Annotated in this window: 22 protein-coding genes; 12 read left to right on the top strand and 10 right to left on the bottom strand. The window is 31.8% G+C overall.

What is annotated here, in order from left to right; translation table 11 throughout:
- Positions 1-50: 50 nt before the first annotated feature.
- The 4 genes from GFV01_RS05435 to GFV01_RS05420 all read right to left on the bottom strand — a co-directional run bounded on the left by GFV01_RS05435 (position 51) and on the right by GFV01_RS05420 (position 4,019).
- Positions 51-1,313 (bottom strand): Y-family DNA polymerase, encoded by a 1,263-nt coding sequence (locus GFV01_RS05435; RefSeq protein WP_160565435.1) that lies wholly within the window; start codon positions 1,311-1,313, stop codon positions 51-53.
- A gap of 1 nt (position 1,314) precedes the next feature.
- A complete protein-coding gene (locus GFV01_RS05430; protein ID WP_105297408.1) occupies positions 1,315-1,731 on the bottom strand; it encodes a LexA family transcriptional regulator in 417 nt (138 codons plus the stop codon).
- A 279-nt stretch (positions 1,732-2,010) separates the two neighbouring features.
- Entirely contained in the window at positions 2,011-2,664 is a 654-nt protein-coding gene (locus tag GFV01_RS05425) for a response regulator (protein ID WP_160556480.1), read from the bottom strand.
- Between the two features lie 308 nt (positions 2,665-2,972).
- The gene (locus GFV01_RS05420; RefSeq protein ID WP_160556483.1) at positions 2,973-4,019 is read right to left on the bottom strand and encodes an alpha/beta fold hydrolase; all 1,047 of its coding nucleotides are present in this window, start codon (positions 4,017-4,019) and stop codon (positions 2,973-2,975) included.
- A 660-nt stretch (positions 4,020-4,679) separates the two neighbouring features.
- On the opposite strand from GFV01_RS05420, the gene GFV01_RS05415 reads away from it, so the two are divergent.
- From GFV01_RS05415 to GFV01_RS10170, 12 genes are all read left to right on the top strand, one after another.
- A complete protein-coding gene (locus tag GFV01_RS05415; protein WP_160556484.1) occupies positions 4,680-5,195 on the top strand; it encodes a ClbS/DfsB family four-helix bundle protein in 516 nt (171 codons plus the stop codon).
- An 824-nt stretch (positions 5,196-6,019) separates the two neighbouring features.
- Entirely contained in the window at positions 6,020-6,172 is a 153-nt protein-coding gene (locus GFV01_RS05410) for a hypothetical protein (RefSeq protein ID WP_160556486.1), read from the top strand.
- A 222-nt stretch (positions 6,173-6,394) separates the two neighbouring features.
- Entirely contained in the window at positions 6,395-6,571 is a 177-nt protein-coding gene (locus tag GFV01_RS05405; protein ID WP_160565433.1) for a hypothetical protein, read from the top strand.
- Positions 6,572-6,683: 112 nt separating this feature from the next.
- On the top strand, positions 6,684-6,947 hold the full coding sequence (locus GFV01_RS05400) for a hypothetical protein (protein WP_160565431.1): 264 nt from the start codon (positions 6,684-6,686) through the stop codon (positions 6,945-6,947).
- Positions 6,948-7,523: 576 nt separating this feature from the next.
- Entirely contained in the window at positions 7,524-9,449 is a 1,926-nt protein-coding gene (locus GFV01_RS05395; RefSeq protein WP_160565429.1) for a type VI secretion system Vgr family protein, read from the top strand.
- Between the two features lie 43 nt (positions 9,450-9,492).
- Positions 9,493-10,560, top strand: a complete 1,068-nt coding sequence (locus tag GFV01_RS05390) for a DUF2931 family protein (RefSeq protein ID WP_160565427.1) — start codon at positions 9,493-9,495, stop codon at positions 10,558-10,560.
- A 3-nt stretch (positions 10,561-10,563) separates the two neighbouring features.
- Positions 10,564-11,673, top strand: a complete 1,110-nt coding sequence (locus tag GFV01_RS05385) for a DUF2931 family protein (RefSeq protein ID WP_160565425.1) — start codon at positions 10,564-10,566, stop codon at positions 11,671-11,673.
- A 34-nt stretch (positions 11,674-11,707) separates the two neighbouring features.
- Positions 11,708-12,808 (top strand): DUF2931 family protein, encoded by a 1,101-nt coding sequence (locus GFV01_RS05380; protein ID WP_160565423.1) that lies wholly within the window; start codon positions 11,708-11,710, stop codon positions 12,806-12,808.
- Positions 12,808-14,439: a phospholipase effector Tle1 domain-containing protein gene (locus GFV01_RS05375; protein WP_160565421.1), complete on the top strand. Its 1,632-nt coding sequence runs from the start codon at positions 12,808-12,810 to the stop codon at positions 14,437-14,439. Before GFV01_RS05380 ends, GFV01_RS05375 begins: the two co-directional genes overlap by 1 nt.
- Positions 14,417-15,184 (top strand): hypothetical protein, encoded by a 768-nt coding sequence (locus GFV01_RS05370; RefSeq protein WP_160565420.1) that lies wholly within the window; start codon positions 14,417-14,419, stop codon positions 15,182-15,184. Before GFV01_RS05375 ends, GFV01_RS05370 begins: the two co-directional genes overlap by 23 nt.
- Positions 15,172-16,818, top strand: coding sequence for a DUF4280 domain-containing protein (locus tag GFV01_RS05365; RefSeq protein ID WP_160565418.1), 1,647 nt, complete (start codon positions 15,172-15,174; stop codon positions 16,816-16,818). The genes GFV01_RS05370 and GFV01_RS05365 overlap by 13 nt, the downstream gene beginning before the upstream one ends.
- Before the next feature lie 328 nt (positions 16,819-17,146).
- Positions 17,147-17,272: a hypothetical protein gene (locus GFV01_RS10170; RefSeq protein WP_255448945.1), complete on the top strand. Its 126-nt coding sequence runs from the start codon at positions 17,147-17,149 to the stop codon at positions 17,270-17,272.
- Positions 17,273-17,303: 31 nt separating this feature from the next.
- On the opposite strand, the gene GFV01_RS05360 is transcribed toward GFV01_RS10170, so the two are convergent.
- From GFV01_RS05360 to GFV01_RS05335, 6 genes are all read right to left on the bottom strand, one after another.
- The gene (locus GFV01_RS05360) at positions 17,304-18,380 is read right to left on the bottom strand and encodes a PKD domain-containing protein (protein ID WP_160565416.1); all 1,077 of its coding nucleotides are present in this window, start codon (positions 18,378-18,380) and stop codon (positions 17,304-17,306) included.
- Positions 18,381-19,031: 651 nt separating this feature from the next.
- A complete protein-coding gene (locus tag GFV01_RS05355) occupies positions 19,032-19,838 on the bottom strand; it encodes a hypothetical protein (protein WP_160565414.1) in 807 nt (268 codons plus the stop codon).
- Positions 19,839-19,848: 10 nt separating this feature from the next.
- Entirely contained in the window at positions 19,849-20,403 is a 555-nt protein-coding gene (locus GFV01_RS05350) for an imm11 family protein (protein ID WP_160565412.1), read from the bottom strand.
- A 14-nt stretch (positions 20,404-20,417) separates the two neighbouring features.
- Positions 20,418-20,963, bottom strand: coding sequence for an imm11 family protein (locus GFV01_RS05345; RefSeq protein WP_160565410.1), 546 nt, complete (start codon positions 20,961-20,963; stop codon positions 20,418-20,420).
- Between the two features lie 15 nt (positions 20,964-20,978).
- Complete coding sequence (locus tag GFV01_RS05340) at positions 20,979-22,007, bottom strand: AHH domain-containing protein (protein ID WP_160565409.1); 1,029 nt, start codon at positions 22,005-22,007, stop codon at positions 20,979-20,981.
- A gap of 1 nt (position 22,008) precedes the next feature.
- Complete coding sequence (locus tag GFV01_RS05335) at positions 22,009-22,368, bottom strand: DUF4280 domain-containing protein (RefSeq protein ID WP_160565407.1); 360 nt, start codon at positions 22,366-22,368, stop codon at positions 22,009-22,011.
- Position 22,369: the final 1 nt, after the last annotated feature.

Genomic DNA, 22,369 nt, shown 5'->3' with positions numbered 1-22,369 from the left:
CTCTGTTTTTTTATAAAATTATCATCGGATGATATTTAGCCGGATCTTCCTTATACTTTAACTTGTATAAGTTCCCTCATATCGGTAGAGAAACGTTTAGAAAGTCGGGTCTGCTTCATCTTCCAAGTCCTTTTAATATCTTGACAACCCAATTTCAGTTTATCTTCATGGTATTTATGGTTCAACTTATCCATAATCTTCATAATAGGTTGGTGCTTCAGGTAATAATCCTCGTCAAACAAAGAAATTTGTCTTTCCGATTCAGGGATTAGACCGGAAACAATAACTCCTGCTTTTTTGTATTGATACCCCTTTTTATATATGGTTTCCAATGCTTTTTGAGCGCATTTACTTAACTCAATAGCTGAATTGTGGGGATTAGACAGCGTTAAAGTAACAGCGGGGTGATGTTGAATTAAATCGCCCCTATAGAAATTTGTATGCAGGAATACAGTCACATAATTACAACAACTTTGTTGTGCGCGTAATTTTTCTGAACATTTCACGGCAAAGGTAGCTACTCTTTCTTTTAAATCTTCTAGTTTGTCGGTCATGTAATCGAAGGTGCGGGTAGTGGCAATGGACTTTTTACGAGCCGGCAAATCTATATCCAGCTGAGGAATTCCCTTTAATTCATTGATCATTCGGATTCCTACTATTCCCATTTCTTGACGTATAAATGTTTCCGGAAGATTAACCAATTCATAAGCCTTACGAATACCTTTTGCCTGAAATCGTTTGTTTAATCTTCTTCCAATTCCCCATATGTCTCCAATATGCAACCACTTGAGTGCTTTTTCAATTTTTTCGGGAGAATCAATAACATATACATTATGGGTTTGCTCAGGATATTTTTTGGCTATCCTGTTAGCTACTTTGGCAAGTGTTTTAGTAGGAGCAATTCCTATGCTGGTAGGAATGCCTACACCCTTAAGTATATATTTTCTTAAATCTAAACAATGTTCCCGCAAATTCAATTGCATATAGCCGTTAAAGTTCATAAATGCTTCATCGATAGAATATATTTCAACTTCTTTGCAATAACGCCCGATGATATTCATTACACGGTTACTTAAATCACCATACAGAGGAAAATTGGCGGAATAGAGGAATATTTGATTTTCTTCAAATACTTTTTCATATTTAAATGCAGGAGCTCCCATAGGGATGCCGAGGGCCTTTGCCTCATTGGAGCGGGCAATTACGCAGCCGTCGTTATTTGAAAGCACACAAACAGGTTTACCTGTTAAAGAGGGATTACTCACTCTTTCGCAAGAAGCATAAAAGTTATTACAATCTAATAAAGCGTACATGCTATGAAAATTTTATAATGGTATGGGTAAGTATTCCCCAAATAATAAAATCTTGATCAGGAGTAACCCGGATCGGTTCGTATTCCTTGTTTTCCGGCAGGAGAATAATTTCTTTTACTATTCCTTTTTCCTTTACTACTTTTAGTCTTTTTAATGTAAATTCCCCGTCTATATAACATACGGCAATATTGCCGTTTTTAGGTTCCAATGCTTTATCCACGATAATAAGATCTCCGTTATAAATCCTCATATCTTTCATAGAATCCCCATTTACTCGTGCCAAGAAAGTGGTTTCGGGATCTCTTATTAATTCGTCGTTCAAATTAATTCGTTCCAAGTGAAAATCATCTGCTGCCGAAGGGAATCCGGCTTTGATGTCTCCTGCAAACCATAAAGACAAATTATCTTTTCGCTTCATAAATGCAAATTTATTATGAATTATGTTGAAAAAGAAGCGATAAAATAGCAATTTGATTGATATTTAGATAATATCAATGATATATCCTTAATAAAATAAAGGCATATTTATGAGGTGCTAACTGTTTCAACAATCATTTATATACCGAAAGGATATAGGGATCGGATATTTACTGTTTAATTGATGGATTTCATGAATATATGCATTAAACTTTCATATGTAATTGAAAATAAATCAATTAGTTTGTAAAATATTTTTTAATAAATTTTACCGTACGATTTATATTAAGTTCCAATCTGAAAATAAAGTAAGTAAATGTAAAGTAGTAGCAGCTCCGGCATGTTGTCGAATCGATACCAATCTTTTATTTAAATAACTTTCACTGTTGGGATATACCTTTTCTGTTTTGAATTTGACTGAAATTTCAGGTACATTCATACCAACCGATAATAGGCGCACTAATTCCAGGTCGTTGTTTGTGAACTCAAATAATCCGCCTTTTTGAGATTTGTTGGAATACAGGTATATTTTATTTTCATAAACATCTTCTATAGCTTTCTTTAATTCTTTTGCACTTTCTGCGCTTTTCGTTATAAAAGCATCTATATTATATTTTTCAAAAAAAGAATTAATAATAGGCTGTCTGTCTTCAATGGAAAAAACAATAATTTTAAGATCGGGAAATTCCTCTTTGGCTACTTTAATAAGTTCTTCCCCTGATGTAATGGCATGTTCTTGATTAGGGTCAAATGTTAAGTCTGTAATTAATAGTCCATAAGGTAAATTATTAGAAAAAGACTTTCGAATTTTAGAAATGGCATCATCACAATAATTTGCTTGGTCAATATGAGGAATATTTAGTTCTTCAACTATCTTTTTAACAGCAAAATTATCGTTAGAGAAATTCTCTGCAATAAGAATCTTTTCAAACATAATAAAACTTTTTAGCGTTGTGTTGTTGTCTTTGTATTGCCTGCAAAAATAAGATTATTATTTTAAAATTCAGGGATAAAATTTTACACTTTTTTAGTAGAGATTAAAAACGAAATAAGGAAAAGGGTTTTGAGGATATCATAACAGTAATAGAAGTTAAGTCATGTTTTTTAAAGATTAAGTAACTTATATATAATTATCGGTGATTTTTTTCTAATTTTATTGAAATGATGTATATAAAAATGGCAAGGCTATAAAATAGTTTTTATATACTCTTGCCATTTATGAAATTTTTTTAAAGCTTCTGGTTATTTTACTAAGAAATTACTTATTTGGTCAATCAATTGAATATGAATATTTGCACGCTCATTCGTATCAAATTGACAAGTAGGAACTTGATCCGGTCTGTCTTTTTGAAATAGTTCAATTGCATTGTTTCTGCAGATAGCCATAAAACTGTAATGGGTAGCTTTATTCAAAGGTATGTGCTTAGTTGTTTTTGACGGTAAATATTTAGTTAAATAACCGGTTTCTAATTTTGCCGGTATTCTTTCTACAAATGGTCCGGCGGAATACACTAAAACCGGAATTTTTATTTCCGATAAGCTGGACGGAATAAACATGCGGCCAAATCCTATATCTAAAATTACAGCTTTTTTGATACGGGAATCCTTCATGTCCTTGTCTAATTTTAAAAAATCTGATGTTTCATCTAAGTCTTTCATTTGCTCATTAAAAACATCACATGCCAACATGATAGGATATTTACGGCATTCTTTTTTGAAAACTTTAGCAGAAGATTTACCACCAATAGCTTCTACTGCAGTCCATCCTCCATAAGAGTGCCCGATAATAGAGATATTATTAGCATCTATATGATCCGAAAATTGTTTAGTTTCCAATAAATAACTGATCGTACGGCGAATATCTTCCGGACGGGCTAACATATTTCGAGCAAGTTGCGGATCCATATCTTGCAAGGTAGTTCCGGGATGATTAGGCATTGCCACAATAAATCCCCTTTTACTTAAAGCTGCAGCTAACCAAACATGATTATCCCAAGACCCATTCAGTCCATGGGAAAAAATAACCAAAGGAAAGTTTTTATCGGATATTTTCGCATCATAAATTACACTTTCGCCAATGATATATTCATTGTCTCCAATTCTTGCCATGGGATGTTTTGCTGAAGTAGGATATACTAAAGCAATTTGAAGCGGTCGTGAATTATCATTTAAATTTAATTCACGAAATCCTGCATTATAACTATTATTATTATTTGAGATTGATTGGGCAGAAAAATTGATAATAATAAATAATAGACATAAGAAGCTTAAGGTAATTTTATTTTTCATTTTCATTTTTATATATTAAATTATATTTATTCAATAATATTTATCGTAATTATTTTAATCGTATCCGGTTAGTATAATATAATTACTCCTAACCAGGCAGTATAGTAATTATGCTTAATTATAAAAATTGGTTTTTATTAGAAAAAAAATCTATAAATAAGGTAATCCAAATTTTATCAGGTTAGATAAAATAAGTTTACTGATTAATTTATGAACATTCTTTTTTAAAGTCATAATCATTCATATAAATCATTTTAAAATTAAATTATTTATACACAATAATACTTATAAATTTTAAAATAATTTTTTAAAATTAATAAAAATATATAAGTTAAACTCCTGATAATTGTCATTTTTGTGTTTATTTATATATTATTGTTATTGTGTTTTTTGATTGAATCGGTACGAAATATTTTACTCGTATTCAGTAAATATTTTTTATTATTTAATTATAAAAAAAATAATTTTATTAAACTAAAAAATAAATTTTTATATTATAAATTCGAGTGAATAAGTGTAAATAACCATATTTTTATATTTTAAAATGTATAAATAACTTATATATATTGAAAAAATGTAAAACAAATAAAATATTGTATATTTATTTTCATATATTTGAAATGAAAAAATGAAACATTTTAATAAGTTAAAAAAAATAAAATGAATTACGAGAATAAACAGCATCTATTGGATGACATAAATAAAACTGCTAAGCTATTTATTGATGAATTCAGTGAATTATCCGAATCAGATAAAGATAAATTAATAGATGGAGTGGATCGAACTCCAAGTCAAATGATTGCTTATCAATTAGGATGGATGGATCTTGTCAAGTCTTGGGATGATCTTGAACTCGCTGGACAAACCCCAACATTACCAGCAGAAGGCTACAAATGGAATCAGTTAGGCACATTATATCAACACTTTTATAAGATTTATGAGGATTATTCATTACAAGAACTGATTAAATTATTTAATGAGAAACTTGTTATCTGGAATAATTGGATTAACTCATTAGATGATAGTACACTTTTCATAAAAGACTCGCGTAATTGGACTAAACCTTTTCCTCCAGCATGGACTGTTGCACGATTTATCCATATTAATTCTGTTGCACCATTTAAATCCTTTAGAACTAAAATTAGAAAATGGAAAAAATTAAATTCAAATCAGTAAAATCATAACATTTATTCCCAAAAAGATAAGGAACTGTATGGCTTTTTCAGAACAAGAAAAGAAACACCTTTTAGAACTAAAATAAGTTGGTGATAAAATCATAGAAAGATTACAACAGATGGGATTCGATTCATTTGAAAAGTTGCGTAGTACTACCTTAGATGAAATACTGAGTATTTATACTAATATAAAATATAATTTAATGATATTAATATCAAAAAGTAAGTATTTAAATTCTAAAAGAAAGGCATGTTAGCCGGTATAGGTTAATTCGATTAATTCAATTAAAAATTTAATCAAAAGCGTTGGCAATAATTATTTATAAATAAAAAGCATACATCAGGATAATAGAAATGATATATGATCAGTCATGAATTTAATATATCCTGCTTGAAATATGAAAAATTAAGTAAAACGATTATAATATTGATTTGCACATATCAGATAGAATATAGGTCATTTCAATAAGAATTATAAAAAATAGAAATTAAAATAGAAATTAAGTAGGTGCTAATCTTTTAAGAATAGATAATCCTAAATATAGGGAACGCAGTAGTGAATGAAACTAATTCATTTAAAAAAAAATAATTACGGAAAAATTTTCCTATTATTGACTAGGATTAGATTGAATGTGTTTTTATAGCAAAAAACTGGTTCGTTTGTTAATTCATATATGGCTTAAAATAAAAAAATGATACAATGATATGAGATAAAAAATAAATAATCAATAAGAGAATCTGCTAACCACTCGAAATTCAATCAAACTAAATTTAAACTATTAAAAAGTAATACTTAAGAATAAAACTCAAAAATTAGGTGAATTTTTGAAAGGATTGCTATACAAAATGATCATATTTGGGGCAACACCACAAATAGGTGAAAAATGGAATTCTTTATTTCCATTAGAGATAGTTGCGTATGTTGAAAAAGGAGTAAAGATATTTTCAAATAAATATTTTTTATTAATAAGAATGTAAAGAATTTATCGCTAAAAGATTCTAACATTTAAATAATAAAAAAATGAACCCAATAAAGCCTATTTCAAGACAAATAAAGGGAGTATATACACCACAAAAATAAATGCCATCCATCTCTCCGTACCCGTAGATGGTACTAATCTCGTTGAGCATAGAAATAACAATACAAAAAAAAATTTCTTATACTGCTTATATGATATATATAATATCAGATGTATTAAGATGTTTTCCGAAACTATAGCCGTTAAACGTTCCAAATTTTTTCCGAAAGTGGTAGAATACGAATCCATAAATGCAAAATTTATGTTAGACAAAGAGATCAATGGGCAAAAGAAAAATATATCTTGTGTAATTAAAGATTCGGATGAAAAAAACCTGAAGAAATTCAAGAAATTATGATAAATGCAAATTTTCTGACTATAATACTTCCATCTTTTTTAAAGAAACCAGATTAATAGAAGCTCAACTCCAATATTTAAGACGTTTGATTTCATTTCTGATTTATAAAAATTTGGCTAAAAGACACCGCATACAGGGAAGTTTTATGATCACTTCGCTAAAAGATAAAGATTTAATTACAGATGCCCTATTTTTGAATTCATCAATGAGTATAAGTTTAGATAAGTTAAAAAATATTCCGATTGTAAAAAATAATGAAAAGTTTTATAAAGTTATTATGAATTTAACCATGACATTTGAAGAACATGTACTTAATAGTACTTTAGCATCCGATTTTATAAGTGAAATAAAAAGTAAAATTGAAAATTTTAAATAACTTTTAATTAAACATTTGATCTACACGTCAACAAAAAAGAAAAAAGTAACAAATTAGAGAAAAATTATAATCCGGCTTAAAAATTATAGTTGTCTATTGACAAACTATTTCTACAAATTTACTTGAAACTTTTTTCTTATAAAGAAAGATTCAAATTTAGACCTTACTATAAATCTAATAATGTAGTACATCCGGACGATTTATTTAGACGCCGATTTATCCCTCATTAATAAATGAAAACTAGTACTATCGATTTCGTAATGTAAACGAATTAATCATTTAATCCAATAATGAATTTTTATCCGTAAAGATGATATCATGAACTATATTTAACAAAAAAGAGTAAACAAGGAATAAATTAATGTTTAACGTTTATAATGAATATAAAATAAATACTTTTTAAGCATATCTTTTACAATAAACCGTTAATAATTGGAAACTATTTAAATTATTTATGAATGGTATTTTAATAAAAAATAAAATAAAAAATATTTTATTTGGTTTAAAAATATCTTTATATTTATCCTGTATATATATTTATATATCTATAAACAAACTAACTAAAACATTCCTGTCATGAATCCAATTATGCCGGATGAAGGAGAATCCTTCAAACTATTAACTCAAAAAGAAATAGAAGAAGCTAAACAACAAAAAGGAGTTATAGCTGCCTATGGAGGAAGTAAACAACAACTCTATGGAAATTCACATTTGGTTCATATTGAAGTACAAATAAACGGAAATCCGTTTTTTTCAAATACCTGTATACATTTGAAGCTAATTCAGAAAATCAATGCAGATCATGAATTTACTCTAACCGCTGATCACGGAGAATTCGATGAATCCAATGCCTATTTGCTTCAGAATTCAAAAAAATATTTGGGAAGTCGCATAACTTTTAGTTTCATACAATTTGGAAAAATTGTCTCCGTATGGACAGGACTTATATCAAGCATATCCTCCAATAAAAAAGACGGGATAAATAAGATTATCATTCGAGGAAAAACTCCGGCTTTTCTAATGGAAAATGGAATTCATTGCCGAAGTTTTGAAAATCAAACCTTAGAAGAGATTATACGAGAAGTTTCCCAAGACTATCCAAAAGATATAGTTTCGTTTGATTGCAATCCCAACCTTAAAAACAAATTACCCTATACCGTTCAATACAATCAAAATGATTTTCAATTTATAAAAAATCTCGCCGTAAGATATGGAGAATACTTTTATTATAACGGAGAAAAATTTCAATTTTCTTCATGGGGCAGCCGCATTGTTGAATTGACCGAGGGCGAAGATATATATGACTATGAACTTAAACTGGAAACCAAACCTCAAAAATTCTCTTATGCCGTTTACGATCCCATACAAGGAAAAGATTACACGGTAAACTCTGAAAGAGAAAACCTCCAAAAGTCCACAAATCCCTTTCAACAATCAGCCTTTAATTCCAGTCAAAATTTGTTTACCAAAGCACCTACCGCACATTACCATCATAGTCTTTTACACAAAGGACAGGTTGAAATAGAAGAGGCGATTATCAAACAAAAGGTTAAACAACAAAATTTGGTATATATAGAAGCCACTTCTAATAACCCCGAACTACGGATAGGAGATATTGCCAAAATAAATATTTGGATGCCCGGGCATGAAATCTTCAAAACAGGTAAAACCCCCATTGAATCCTACCGAATAACAGAAATAACTCACGAATTTTCAGATGGAGAAGGATATACCAATACCTTTATCGGGTTACCCAAAGAGGTAACCGTTCCTGCGTATTGTGATGAATACGAATATCCGAAAGCCCCCCTGCAACATGCCGTCGTTACAGATAATAAAGATCCCTTGCGAATGGGAAGAGTGCGCGTACAATTTGTTTGGCAGAAACCCGACAATCAGCAAACCCCTTGGATTCAAGTGATCCAACCCCATGCCGGATCAGGAAAAGGTTGTTTTATGAATCCCGAAATAGGAGAAACCGTATTGATAGCCTTTCAAGGCGGCAATGCCGAAGCGCCTATCGTAGTAGGAACAGCATACAACGGAGGAGAAATTGCGACCTATTACACAGCCGAAAATGACATTAAAGTCATACAAACAAGAAGCGGAACCCAAATACTGTTTAATGATGCAGAGGGTAGCATTTTAATAACCGATCCCGGAAAAAGCAGCTGGTTTATGGACGGAAAAGGAAATATTTCCGTAAATGCCCCTAATAATATGAATTTTACCGTAGGAAATGATTTTACGGTTACCATAGGGAATAATTTTCATGTACAAGTAGGAAATGACAATCATTTGGAAGTAGGGAATGAGCACAAACATATTTCTCATTCTTATACACAGAGGGTGTTCGAAAATAAAAAAATTACGGTTAACGGAGAATTAACCGAAACAACAGCCACTTCCACCTATAAAATAGTAGGAGGGGATCTTTGGATACAAAGTTCAGGTACAGCAACAATTTTAGGGGCCATTGATGCAAGAGTAAATAAAGGATAAAAACAAGGTGATTCGAATAACAACAATATATAAATTCCTACTCATGCTTTCATTTATATTCAACAGCTGTCAGGATAAAAATAAAAAAACTATGAAAGAAGAATTTGATTGGAAGGAATCTGTCTCCTGTCCTTTAGGTTATCCGGTAGACGTATTTATGGGGGGACTTGAATTAACTGATGGAGGATATGCCAGCCTCTTTTCTGGCTTACATACAGGTAGGAAAGGTTGGGGAAGTTTAGGAAGGAGTATGAGTCATGGAAAAAAGCCGTTGCCCAAACGATTAAATGTTATCTGGATCTCATTTGTCGAAAAGACCTTTTATCATGTAGATGCGGAACTGGATTATGAAAAAATAGCCACGCTTTTTAGAAAGGGGTATTATCTCCCCTCTATAAATAAAGATAAACCCGAACCATTTAAAGAAAATTATTGGACTATCAATGTAGGCTTTGCCCCTGGAGGAATGGCAGTGGTTTGGGTAGCAGGAGCAGCTCGTCAAATAGAAGTGGGCAGATACCAGGGAGTAAAAACAGAAATACCCAAAGAGCAAGTAGAAAAATTAAAAGACGAACCGATCTACAGCATGCTACGGCCGGAATATCAAGAATCCATAATGAAAAATCCTGGGATCATCCCTCAAGAAGTGCAAGATGCTAATAAAGACAAACCCATTCCTTACGGGTTATGGGATATTTACAGGAAAAAATATAATTGGAAAATAAATTATGAACTACCCAAAGAGGCAGAATTGGATGAGATGACGTATGAATTCTATAACGGAGAAGAAACAAATTTATTTGGAGACTATCAAATAAAAAGATATCAAATACCAAAGGAATTGCACTGGAACTATGAAGAGGAAAAAGCCATACCTAAACAAATAAGCTTTCGTTGGAAGGAAAAAGTAAAAGAGAACTGTGGAGGATATATCAAATTTAATGAAGATCAAATATTTAAAGCATTTGAAGATATGACACAGGATAAGGCGGAAGGGGTACCTCTACAAATAACCATACGAATCACCCATACCGGAGATGATGCCTCAGTATGGTTGGAAGGAAATGGAAAAAGCATCGGGTTGTATAAAAGTGAGGTAAAAATATTTTAAACAATGATATTAAAAATAAAAAATTATTTCCTGGTGGCCATGCTTCAACTGCTTTCCGTGGTGGTAAGCTGTCAGGATAAAAATAAAAAAACTATGAAAGAAGAATTTGATTGGAAAGAATCTGTTTCCTGTCCTTTAGGTTATCCGGTAGACGTATTTATGGGAGGATTAGAATTAACTGATGGAGGATACACTAGTTTATTTTCTGGCTTACATCCAGGGTTAGGTGGATGGGGTAGCGAAGGAAGAAGTATGAGTAGTGGAGTAAAGCCGTTACCCAAACGACTAAATGTTATCTGGATCTCATTTGTCGAAAAGACCTTTTATCATGTAGATGCGGAACTAGATTATGAAAAAATAGCCAGTCTTTTTAGAAAGGGATATTATCTCCCCTCTATAAATAAAGATAACCCCGAACCGTTTAAAGAAAATTATTGGACAATAAATGTAGGCTTTGCCCCTGGAGGAATGGCAGTGGTTTGGGTAGCAGGAGCAGCTCGTCAAATAGAAATAGGCAGATATCAAGGAATTAAAACTGAAATACCCAAAGAGCAAGTAGAAAAACTAAAAGACGAACCGGTTTACAGTATGCTTCGTCCGGAATATCAAGAGTCGGTGATAAAAAATCCTGGGATCATCCCTCAAGAAGTGCAAGATGCTAATAAAGACAAACCCATTCCTTACGGGCTATGGGATACATACAGGAAAAAATATAATTGGAAAATAAATTATGAACTACCCAAAGAGGCAGAATTGGATGAGATGACATATGATTTTTATAACGGAGAAGAAATAAATTTATTTGGCGACGATCAAATAAAAAAATATGATATCCCGAAAGAATTACATTGGGATTATGAAGATGAGAAAGCCATACCTAAACTAATAAGCTTTCGCTGGAATGAAAAAGTAAAAAAGAATTGTGGAGGGTATGTCAAATTTAAAGAAGATCAAATATTTAAGGCATTTGAAGAGCTGAAACAGGGTAAGGCGGAAGGGATACCTCTACAAATAACCATACGAATCACCCATACCGGAGATGATGCCTCGGTATGGTTGGAAGGAAACGGAAAAAGCATCGGGTTGTATAAAAGTGAGGTAAAAATATTTTAAAATGGGAAACCATTAATTATATAAATATTTAACAATGAAACTAAAAATAAAAAATCATTATCTGATAGCACTGCTACAACTGCTTTCCGTAGTGGTAAGCTGTCAGGATAAAAATAAAAAAACTATGAAAGAAGAATTTAAATGGAAAGAAACCGTCTCCTGTCCCTCAGGCTATCCGGTAGACGTATTTATGGGGGGACTTGAATTAACCGATGGAGGTTATACAAGTTTATATTCGGGAGTGGTAGATCATGCAGAATGGGGTAGCGAAGGAAGGAGTATGAGTCATGGAAAAAAACCGCTGCCTAAACGACTAAATGTAATTTGGATTTCATTTGCCGAAAAGACCTTTTACCATGTGGATGCTGAGTTGGATTATGAAAAAATAGTAGGACTATTTAGGAGAGGTTATTATACATTATCCATGGTTAAAGAACGACCAGAACCATTTAGAGAGGATTATGGTACTATTAACGTAGGTTTTGCCCCGGGAGGAGTAGCCGTAGTTTGGGTAGCGGGAACAGGCCGTCAAATAGAAGTGGGCAGATACCAGGGAGTAAAAACGGAAATACCCAAAGAGCAAGTAGAAAAATTAAAAGACGAACCGGAATACAGCATGCTACGGCCGGAATATCAAGAATCCATAATGAAAAATCCGGGGATTATCCCCCAAGAAGTGCAAGATGCCAATAAAGGCAAACCCATTCCTTTTGGACAATGGGATAATTATAGGAAAAGATATAATTGGAGCATGAAGCTCGATATACCAGATAAAGGGTTGTCTAATAGAATAACATGTTTTTCATATAATGGGGAAATGGAGATTTTATTTGGAGATTATCAAATAGAAAGATTTAAAATACCGGAAGAGTTGAAATGGAATACGCCAAGAAAAAGAAGTATACCAAAAATGATAACCTTTAGTTGGATAACAAAAGAAAACAGACTAAAATCAGGAGCAATAACTTTTAATGAAGCCCAGATATTTAAGGCTTTTGAAGAACTAACTCAGGGAAATACGGAAGAATCAATACAATTAACCATACGAATCATTCGGACAGGAGATGATGCCTCGGTATGGTTGGAGGGAAACGGAAAAAGCATCGGATTGTATGAAAGTGAAGTTGATATATAATGGGAAAAACCTTTGTATTTAACAGCGGAGAGGCCCGATCTGAACCGGGAGAGCTTCAACTAACCTATGGATTATTTTTTGACGGAACACTTAATAACCGAGAAAATACCCGAATATGGAAAAAGGTGCGAGGGATAGACGGGTATGGAAATCCCACCGAGGAAGAAATTAAAATATTCGAGCAAAATGCCCGGAAAAAAAAATTTTTAAGCAGAAAACGAATAGATAAAGAAAGTACCAGTTATTTAAATGATTTTACCAATGTAGGCAGAAAATCATTAAGTTGTAAGAGAGATTATACTATTTATATAGAAGGAATTGGTACCCAAGACAAAAAGGAGGATAAACTTCAAGGGTATGCTTACGGAAGAGGAGAAACTGGAATACTGGGAAAGGTGACTAATGGTTGTGATTCTTTAGCTGAAAAAATTAAAAAAGCAAAAGATTCTGTAAAGAAATCAGATGATATCATTTCCGTACAAATATCCGTAGATGTCTTTGGCTTTAGCCGAGGAGCTGCCGCCGCACGCTATTTTGCTTACAATATTCAAAAATTAGCATATTTAGCGAAAGTAAAAAACGGTAAATATTATGATCATGAAGGAAAAGAAGTGCCGGAAGCCTGGGTAAAGAATGGAAAACTGCCCCAAATGGGTAATTTAGGAACAGCCTTATTAAAAATGGGATTTAGTCATGAGCTGATCGACAATACCTTTATTCATTTACGTTTTTTAGGAATCTATGATACAGTAGTTTCTTACGATCCGGATGCCTTGCTTTTACCGAATTTCAAAAGTAAAATACATAAATTACATTTAGATGAATTAGGAAGACCACAAAAAATCGTTCATTTTACCTCGTTGGACGAGCATCGGGAATATTTTCCACTTACCCGCATTAAGCCGGGGACTAATCGCATAGAACGCAATTTCCCGGGAGTTCACAGTGATATAGGAGGCAGCTATTCCAACTATACCGAAACCGGCAGCGAAAACCTGTTAATCGAAAAAAGGCCAAAATATGAATTGGAAAAGCTTATAGACTATCGAGCAGAACTGATCCAAGGCGGATGGTACACTCCGGAACAATTAAAAATAGAACCCAAAATGGTAACCAAGCACAGCCATTACAGCTTAAAAGGCGAACGGAACCTAAGGAAAGAATACAGCTATATCTTTCTACACCTGATGCGTGAAGAATCAGAACCCTATATGGGGAAGTATTATATGCCCGGCGAAATGGAGAAATACAGTCTTTCGGGAAACAAGATCCTGGAACAGGCCAAAGAGTATCTACAGCTTTATACCATGAAATGGAATGAAGACTGGGTATTGAAAAGCGAAAAAGAAGAAAAAAAACTCAACCAAGCCACTCCAACAAAAGAAATCAAGGATAATTACTTGAATCAAGCAGACAAGAAGATACCAACAGAAGAAAAAACAGAAACTAACCACCAACCAATCGAAAAAGAATTAGAAGAAATATATGTCACCGATTCCGATCGATTGCTAAAGAAAATAAGAAACTACTACTTGCATTGGTCTTCCCATTGGGGAGAATTGGGCAATACGCCCAATAAAAGCAGAAAAAGAGAATATTATAATGCCGATGGAACCGTTGACACCAATTGAAATAAAAATGCAGCCGGGAAAAACGTACTACTACCGACTCACTACAAGTTTTATGGATCAAATGAATCATGGAAAAGGTAAGGAAAAACTTTGGACCAGAAATGTCGGAGTCTTATTTACCGGAAAAACCCGTGAACACTTTCACTTTCAAATTCTGTGTTTTCGCACGGAATTAAAGTTGGAAAAAGCCATACCCCAATATAATTTGCTTCGGGAAATCTCCTATCTTTTTAACGATATACGTATTTGTGTTAATGAGAAAGGAGAAGCCGTTAAGCTTAAAAATCTAAAAAAAATACAGGAACGTTGGAACACAGAGCGGAGAAAATTGGAAGCTTATCATAGTGGCTCTTCTATTGAATTGTACTTTGATTTTTTAAGCCGTTTACTTCAGGATGAATCAAGAATGATCGGCTACTTGTTAAGTTATGAAATGTATGGAATGTTTTTTAACGGAAGCCGTATCGGAAATTTAAAAAATGAAAATGATACGAAGTATCCAAGAAAAGTAAAACATCCACATTGGAATAAAGTTTTTGCGGAAGAATGGAATGAAGTGAAAGAAAGGGAAGGAGACATAAAAAAATGCTTCCACGTAAAAGGAAAACCATGGCAGACAAAAGAGACAAACACGACTCTATATGAAGGCAGCTATCTCTATTCTTCGGGGCTATTGCATGAGGGATATTTGGATATAATTTATGAAAATCAACTTAAAAAATACAGAATAGTATGGATTGGTTAAAAAAACTCTTTTCGAACAATAAAGCAAACCATTTTCCCACACCACAAGATGCGTCTCGAAGTAGTAAAAAAGCTTGGGACAAGGAGTTTGAAAAACTTCCGATTATGGGAAAAACAGCTACTTCCGAGGATAAGCAATGGAATGAAATTAGCCGAATGGAAGAAGAAAATGCCCGGATACTCGAATCAGATAATGCAGAAAGAGAAAAAGAAAGGCAGAAAATATGGGATGAATTAATCGTTATTGACGGAGCAGAGCTGGAATGTCCGCTATGTACCAATCCCAAAGGAATACTTAAAGTAAATTTAGATACACCCACTACACAAGAAAAGAAAACAGCAACCATAGAAGAGAAAAGTTCCTTGAGTCTTGTTTTTCGGGGAAACTGTAAAAAAAGCCCGAACCATTCTTTTCCTTGTCACGTATCCATGATAACGGGAGATTGGAAAAACACAGGAAGTATGAAAATCCAAGATCGGCCGCCTTTATTGCTCAAAAGCACGATTCCTTGCCATTATGGCGGAGTAGATATAAAAATTATCGACAGCGGTCAAATCAATAAACCTGAACTCAACATGGAAGGAGCCCCCATACCGATTCCCAAAAAGAAAATAAAAATAAAAGCCCTTCAAGATCAATATACAGTAGTGTTGAAAAAGGACGGAACTTTATTCGGCCCAAGATTTCCCAATCTGGAATTTGAAATTACCGACGGAGCACCCGGGGAATCAATTGATATTCAGGTGGCAAAGGTTGATCCTTCTTTATTAACAAGTACGGTAGGAATATCCGACAGTTGGGATAAAAATAAATTACCTGTGGAAAGGATTTCGGTGAAAACGTTCAGCAGCTATTCTCATGAAGAAAACCCTTTGACTTTAGATGCTTCGGGTAAGGCTTCTTACAAAATGCCGTTAGAGTGGTGGAGAGATTTAGCCAGACAGCCGTTACACGAATTTTCAACCATGAAAATTTATTTTAAAGTTTTATCTTTTTCACACCCCTCAAAGGTAAATGAAGAAAGTATAGTTCATTTTGTGGAGGTTAGTAATAATTTAATTGAATTACGAACTATACAAAATGTTTATACAGAAAACGCTTTGGGTTTGCCTGTAAAAGATTTTTCGGCAGAATTTGTGGTTAAAGAAGCAGGTACCACCGAAATGTATACTTGGGTTCAAAGGAAAAAAGGTGGAATGGGAATATGGGATGTAAACAAACGGATGACCCGACCGATTATTGAAGAGCATGATCAAAAACAAATATGCCATTATCCGGAATGGACCTTAGACAGAATTAATTTAAATCCGAGATATGCCGATGGGGTATATCCAATTTCAAACGGAGGAAAAACGGCAACTATAAAAAAACAATTATTTTCACAATCGGTTAATTCTAAGTTTCCTTGGGCATATACACATATTGATTTTGATACAAGAATCCATCTAAATTTTGATGTACCTGATGCGATCAACGTTATTCGTTTGCCGGATAATACTATCAAAGGAGCGATTCCCACGCCGGAGCCGCTGCCGTTAGCAAATATTTTTTGGAATGCCCGAATCTTACAAAGTTGGAATTCCGCTCAAGCTAAAACCCTTGTTTCTCATCCTGCTGTATTTATTGGTCCTTAAGAGGATTAAATGTTGAAAAAACTAGTCTTTAAAAAGTACTATGCAGCTAATTTGAACGTTATTTTAAGAAACAATTTAACTAATTAACAAAAAAATGAGTCATCGAAATTCTGATAAAATTTCCATCATACTAAACAAGAAAGAAGATAGATTTACCCAAATAAAATATATTAAACAATAGGAACAATCAGATTTTAAAGATTTTAATATAACTAAAAAAAATTATTTAGAAGACAACCGGCTGCAATTACTGAATTATTTAATTATGATTGAGTTGAATATCAATCTTCTCTAATCGAAAGTTTTAAAAATTCTATGTTCGAACTTTTTGATTATAATTAGAAGACAACATTCTACGGTTTGTTCTTTGAATGAAGCGGCTAACCGATGGGTAAGTTGGAATCGTGAAAGAGACAGTCGTATCGAGCAAAAATTGGAAATGATTGACAGTTAAATAAATTAAAACTCGAAAGTAGATTTTTAATCTACTTTCGAGTTTTTTTGATTTTGCATCTTATTATTATAGATTCTATACAATTCTTTTTATTTTTTACGAGTCGTAGTGATTTAATTTTAATTTTTTTATTTTTAATTTTTTTACAAAACTCTGAAAATGTAATTATTTCATTATTATGAATTACCGGAAATTCATAATTATTACACGTATATTTTCCAAAGTCTTCCATGGTTTTCGTCTGTTTTGAAACATCCAGTAATAATAATTCGAATTGATTTTCAGAAATTGAGGGAGCTGAAGTATTTTCTGTTTTAGTTTTGCTCTTTTTAGAAGAACTATCCATGGGTTGAAAGGGAATGGATTCTAAAAACTCCTCAAATGGATCTTTTTGAATTTTACCCGGAGGTAATGTATAAACAATCTTATTTTTATTTTTAAAATTTTCTTTGTACGTTTTATACATTTCGGCGGTTAATTTTTTAGGTATCACGATAATATCTTTACTTGCAATATGTGTCATATCCCCGTTGATCACCAAGGTCAATCTTTTTTTTCCGGGTAAGCTATAACTGTATACAGGATATTCCTGTGTAGAGTCCATTTGTCCTGATTCTCCAAATGACCATTCCCAAGAAAAAGCTTCTCCAATATATTCATAATAGATATCGAGGGGTTCATCTACTCTAACTACACTTGGAACAACAATTTTAGGAATTTTTAAGGAATCTGTGATCCTATCACCGGGATTAATCTCAATTGTTTTTTGCAATTTACAAGTGCCATTAACGTGTAAGGTCACAATGTAAGTTCCGGGATTCTCATAGGTATGCACGGGATATTGATCCTTTTTTTTCTCAGTATAATCTCCAAAATCCCAAACCCAATTTTTGGCACCGGGGGTAAGATCTTTAAATTTAATAGATTCCCCAACTTGACTGTTTTCAGCTATAATTTCAAAATTAATTTGATTACATTCCTTTTGCTTAGAATATTTATAGTATAAAAGTAAGAGACCAATTATAATACATGTTGAAAAAACTAAAAATATTCGTAAATCTACTTTATGTACATAATAAGTCAGAGTATTCCTTAATTTATAATTCATAGTAGTTAAAAATAATAGTAAGTATTGCAGCGAACTTAGTTAAAATTAAATATATATATAAAATATAAATAAGTATATTTAATAAATTATAAATATATATAATTAATTATTTTATGTCAAAAATAAAAATAAAAATTTAAAATTATTTTTAACCCATGTTATTTTATAAAATAAAAATTTAACGACTGGTTATGAAGAAGAGTAAATTAGGCTTAATCGCGCTAAAATATATAAAGCAAATGTATGGATGTGAAATGTAAATTTCATTTAATTAAAATATAAAAAAATTTAAACTCATTTTCATATAGTATATAAATTTTAATCATTTTAACTATTTAAATTATGATTATTACTTTGTATCAAAATCCATTTTATTATTTTAATAATTATTAAATTTAATTAATATCTAAAAATAGTGTTTAATTTGATTTTTTTTCTTATTGATTAGTGTTTTCAGGTATGTATAAATCTTCCTACTATTTGAATTTGATCATCAATTTTATCCATCTCAATTATGTAAAATAAACTTTTTTATCATGCTTTGAATTTATTATCTAATAATGTTGAATCCAATTAGGCAACAATAATTATAAAAAAAATAGTTCCCTGTTTAATTTAAGTTGAATTTTTCAGAGTGTGTAAAACCTTATATTAATCAAATAAAAAAGAGCCGGATGGTTTATTATTTTCTTTTTCATTTGAATCATCAAGGTAAATATTGTTTTTTTTAGCATATTCTTTCCAAATTTCTTTTTCTTTTATTATCCATTCTTCCTTAGTATATTTTTTTCCTTCATAAATTTTATAGTCATTTTTTTCATTATAAGATTTGCTGACTTCTTTATCAATTTTATTTGAATCGATCTTTACTTCGCCGGTGTGTATACCTCTAAGGAGCATTTCTTTAGGTGAAAAAAATACTTCTTGTCCATATTTCCACTCATCAATCATTTCTTCTTGACAATATTCATTTAGAAAACAAACGCCATTTCCTATTTTTAACATAGGCTTTGTTTGATAGATATCTAACCCTAGACCATATTCACCCCATTCTTCAAAATAGGCGGGGGCTTGTTTATCATATTCATTTTCATCATAATCATGATCGATTTCATTTGGATCTCCATCAACTAATTTAACTAATTCCGGAATAAATTTATATCCGGTTTCTTTCCATAAATAAATACCTTTCATTGTGTTGGATGGTAAAGCTTCCCTTTCTTTTTTATTGGTTGGCGTATAAAATTCGGCATCAAGTATTTCAATGACGCAGTGTACTTTTTTTCCAATGTAGTTTTGAATAGGTATGCCGCGTCGTTCTTTAATAATATAAGACTTTCCCGATTCGGATATGGCAATAATCTGATGGGCAAATATTTTACCGTCTTTTTCTAAAGTAGGAATAGCTTTTTTAATAGTGAGGGCTAAGGTATTATATACGGGGGATTCGATACTCATTTTTTAATAATTAAATATCACTGGTTACATATTCGGCATCAGTTAAATGCAATCCTTTTAACTGATTCAAATAGAATAATTCAATTATTTGTTCGGTTATTAATACCGTATAGGGTAATTCAGGGATTCGAAATATGGGACAAGTTATTTTTTGAGGATATATACAGAGAACATCATATTCCATAATCTGACCGCCGGGTAGGGCAGTGTATTCTGAATTTTCTTTATCCAAGCAATCGGTAGTATGAATGATATTAAGTACATAATAATCGCTGTCGTCACTACGTAGTTTTAAAATTTCCACCGTTTCATCTAATAATGGTAAAAGGAGTTCATAAACACGTTGGTTAACAATATAGACACCTATATCCATGATATCATAAAAATCCATATCAATTTTAGGTTCTTTTTTTAAAACCATAAATTCTTCCCATTCTTCTTTTACAGATAGGAAATTTGTTATTTTTTCTTCGGCAAGGAGCAAGAATTTGTCTTGCTCCTCTTGTAAAGGAAATTCTAATTGGGTTGCATTATTTCCATCAATACTCAGTTCATAAATTATCATAAATTTATTATACTTTAATTAAACATTCCCTCATATTCTTCAATATTTATAAATTCAACACCGGTTGGATTTAGTTTTTTGATCTCATCAATTACCGATTTATGATATAAATAAATTCCTGGGTCTTCTAATAATCTCCATCCCAGACGTTTATTTAACGGTATTTTTTTTAAAACTTCTCTATCTAAGACATATTCATTTATATAGTACATATCGCATTCTTCATCGTATTCGTAATCTGATTTCTCTTTATCTAAGGCTTCGTAAGTATTATCATCAACGTATATGCAGTAATAATCTTCAATATAGCCACCTTTTTGGTCTGACAATTCTATAGGAACGATACGTACACCTTCCATATTCATAGCCAACATTACATCTGCTATTTTTTTAGTAACAAAATCTTTAGCGCCTGTTAAATAATCGGCTAATATAGGACGACGAGGCAAAGGATTACCCAATTGAGCCTCTATAATTTCTTTACTTTGATCTAAGAGATCAATCATTGGGTATGCTTGATCTTCTTTACTTTTCATAAAATAATATTCAAAATCTTTCATATTTTATTTTTTATCTTATTTGAATCCTTGAAATTTTTCAATTTTTTCTTTTTCTTTGTAAAAATTATAGGTAGTGTGATTCCGATAATGATTTTTCATGATTGTACCAGCAGTACAAGTAAAATCAGCTTTTTCCAAATAATTACATGCTTTTTCTGAAGAATAAAGTATACCCCAAAATTTTTTAGTAGAAGACTCTTCAAAACTCTGCACGCTCTTTAATCTTTTTTTTAAAAATTCTTTTTTTTTAGGCAAACGATCAAATCCACAACAACCAATATTTCCCTTTGAATAACTAAAACCGTCTGAGGTTATAGTCCATTTAAAATCCCTTACTTTTCTAAAAATAAACATGCTAAATCTATCCATAGTAATGATAAATTTCTTGGATGTTTCTATAAAATTATTTTCTACTTTAGGTTTATTATCTTCATTTTCACCACATACTAATTTTATCATATATTTTTCACAAACTTTATTTACTAAATCTTTTACATGTTTTTCATAATTTAATTTAACTAATTCATCTTCTGGATTAAAGACAGGAAAAAGAGGTATTATTTCTTTTTTAATTAATTTTTCATCGATTTTATCATTAGGATTTTTTTCTCTACTAATAATAAATGTAGCTTCATGACCACCTTTATGTAAAGGTACCCCAAAAGTACAGGCAACTTCCATTATCGAAGGTAGTAAAACTCCATTATTTCGATGATTAATATTGTAACCTAGCATATAAACTAAACCTTGATATCTTTCATTTTTACTTAATGAATCAGTTGTAATTAAATGATGAGCCTCCATACCATTACGGTTTTTTTTAGATTTTTTTTTTGAAGGATCTGGATAATAGAAGGGATGATTTTCAAATTTACCCCCATAAAATTTATTTTTTCCATTTGTTCTTTTTATAATATGATTTCCTAAATCCACCCCATTTCCTTTAAAAACTCCTGGAGGTATTATATCACGTTTATGATTATCATCATCTAAACTATGACCACACTTAGGACATTTTAATGGTTCTTTTTCTTTATTTGACATACTATTGACCTGTTTTTTTTATAGTTATTTTTCCGAATGCTCTTGGACAAATAAGAAAGGAGCTTCCTACTATAACTTCCTTACCTTTTATCGTTTTTTTGGAATACGTACCTTTCCATGGTCCGTTTGGTACAAATGTGCAGAGACACCCCGGAGGAGGAACGGCTTTATAAGGTTTACAAGTACCAAATGTTGCAACCGGGGGTATCAAATTGGCATTCGTACAATCATATTTTGTGGCTGCACATTTGTTTTTTATAAATACGGTATTATTTGAAGTTACATTTAGTTTAGCTGATACATCCCCCATAGAGCATTTTATAGTTGCTCCGTCTACAACAAATTCATCATTTTTTCCCATA

It is taken from the genome of Apibacter sp. B2912, from assembly GCF_009827835.1.
Taxonomy (GTDB): domain Bacteria; phylum Bacteroidota; class Bacteroidia; order Flavobacteriales; family Weeksellaceae; genus Apibacter.
Note: the sequence above shows the minus strand (reverse complement) of the source record. Positions and strands in the feature narration are given on the sequence as shown.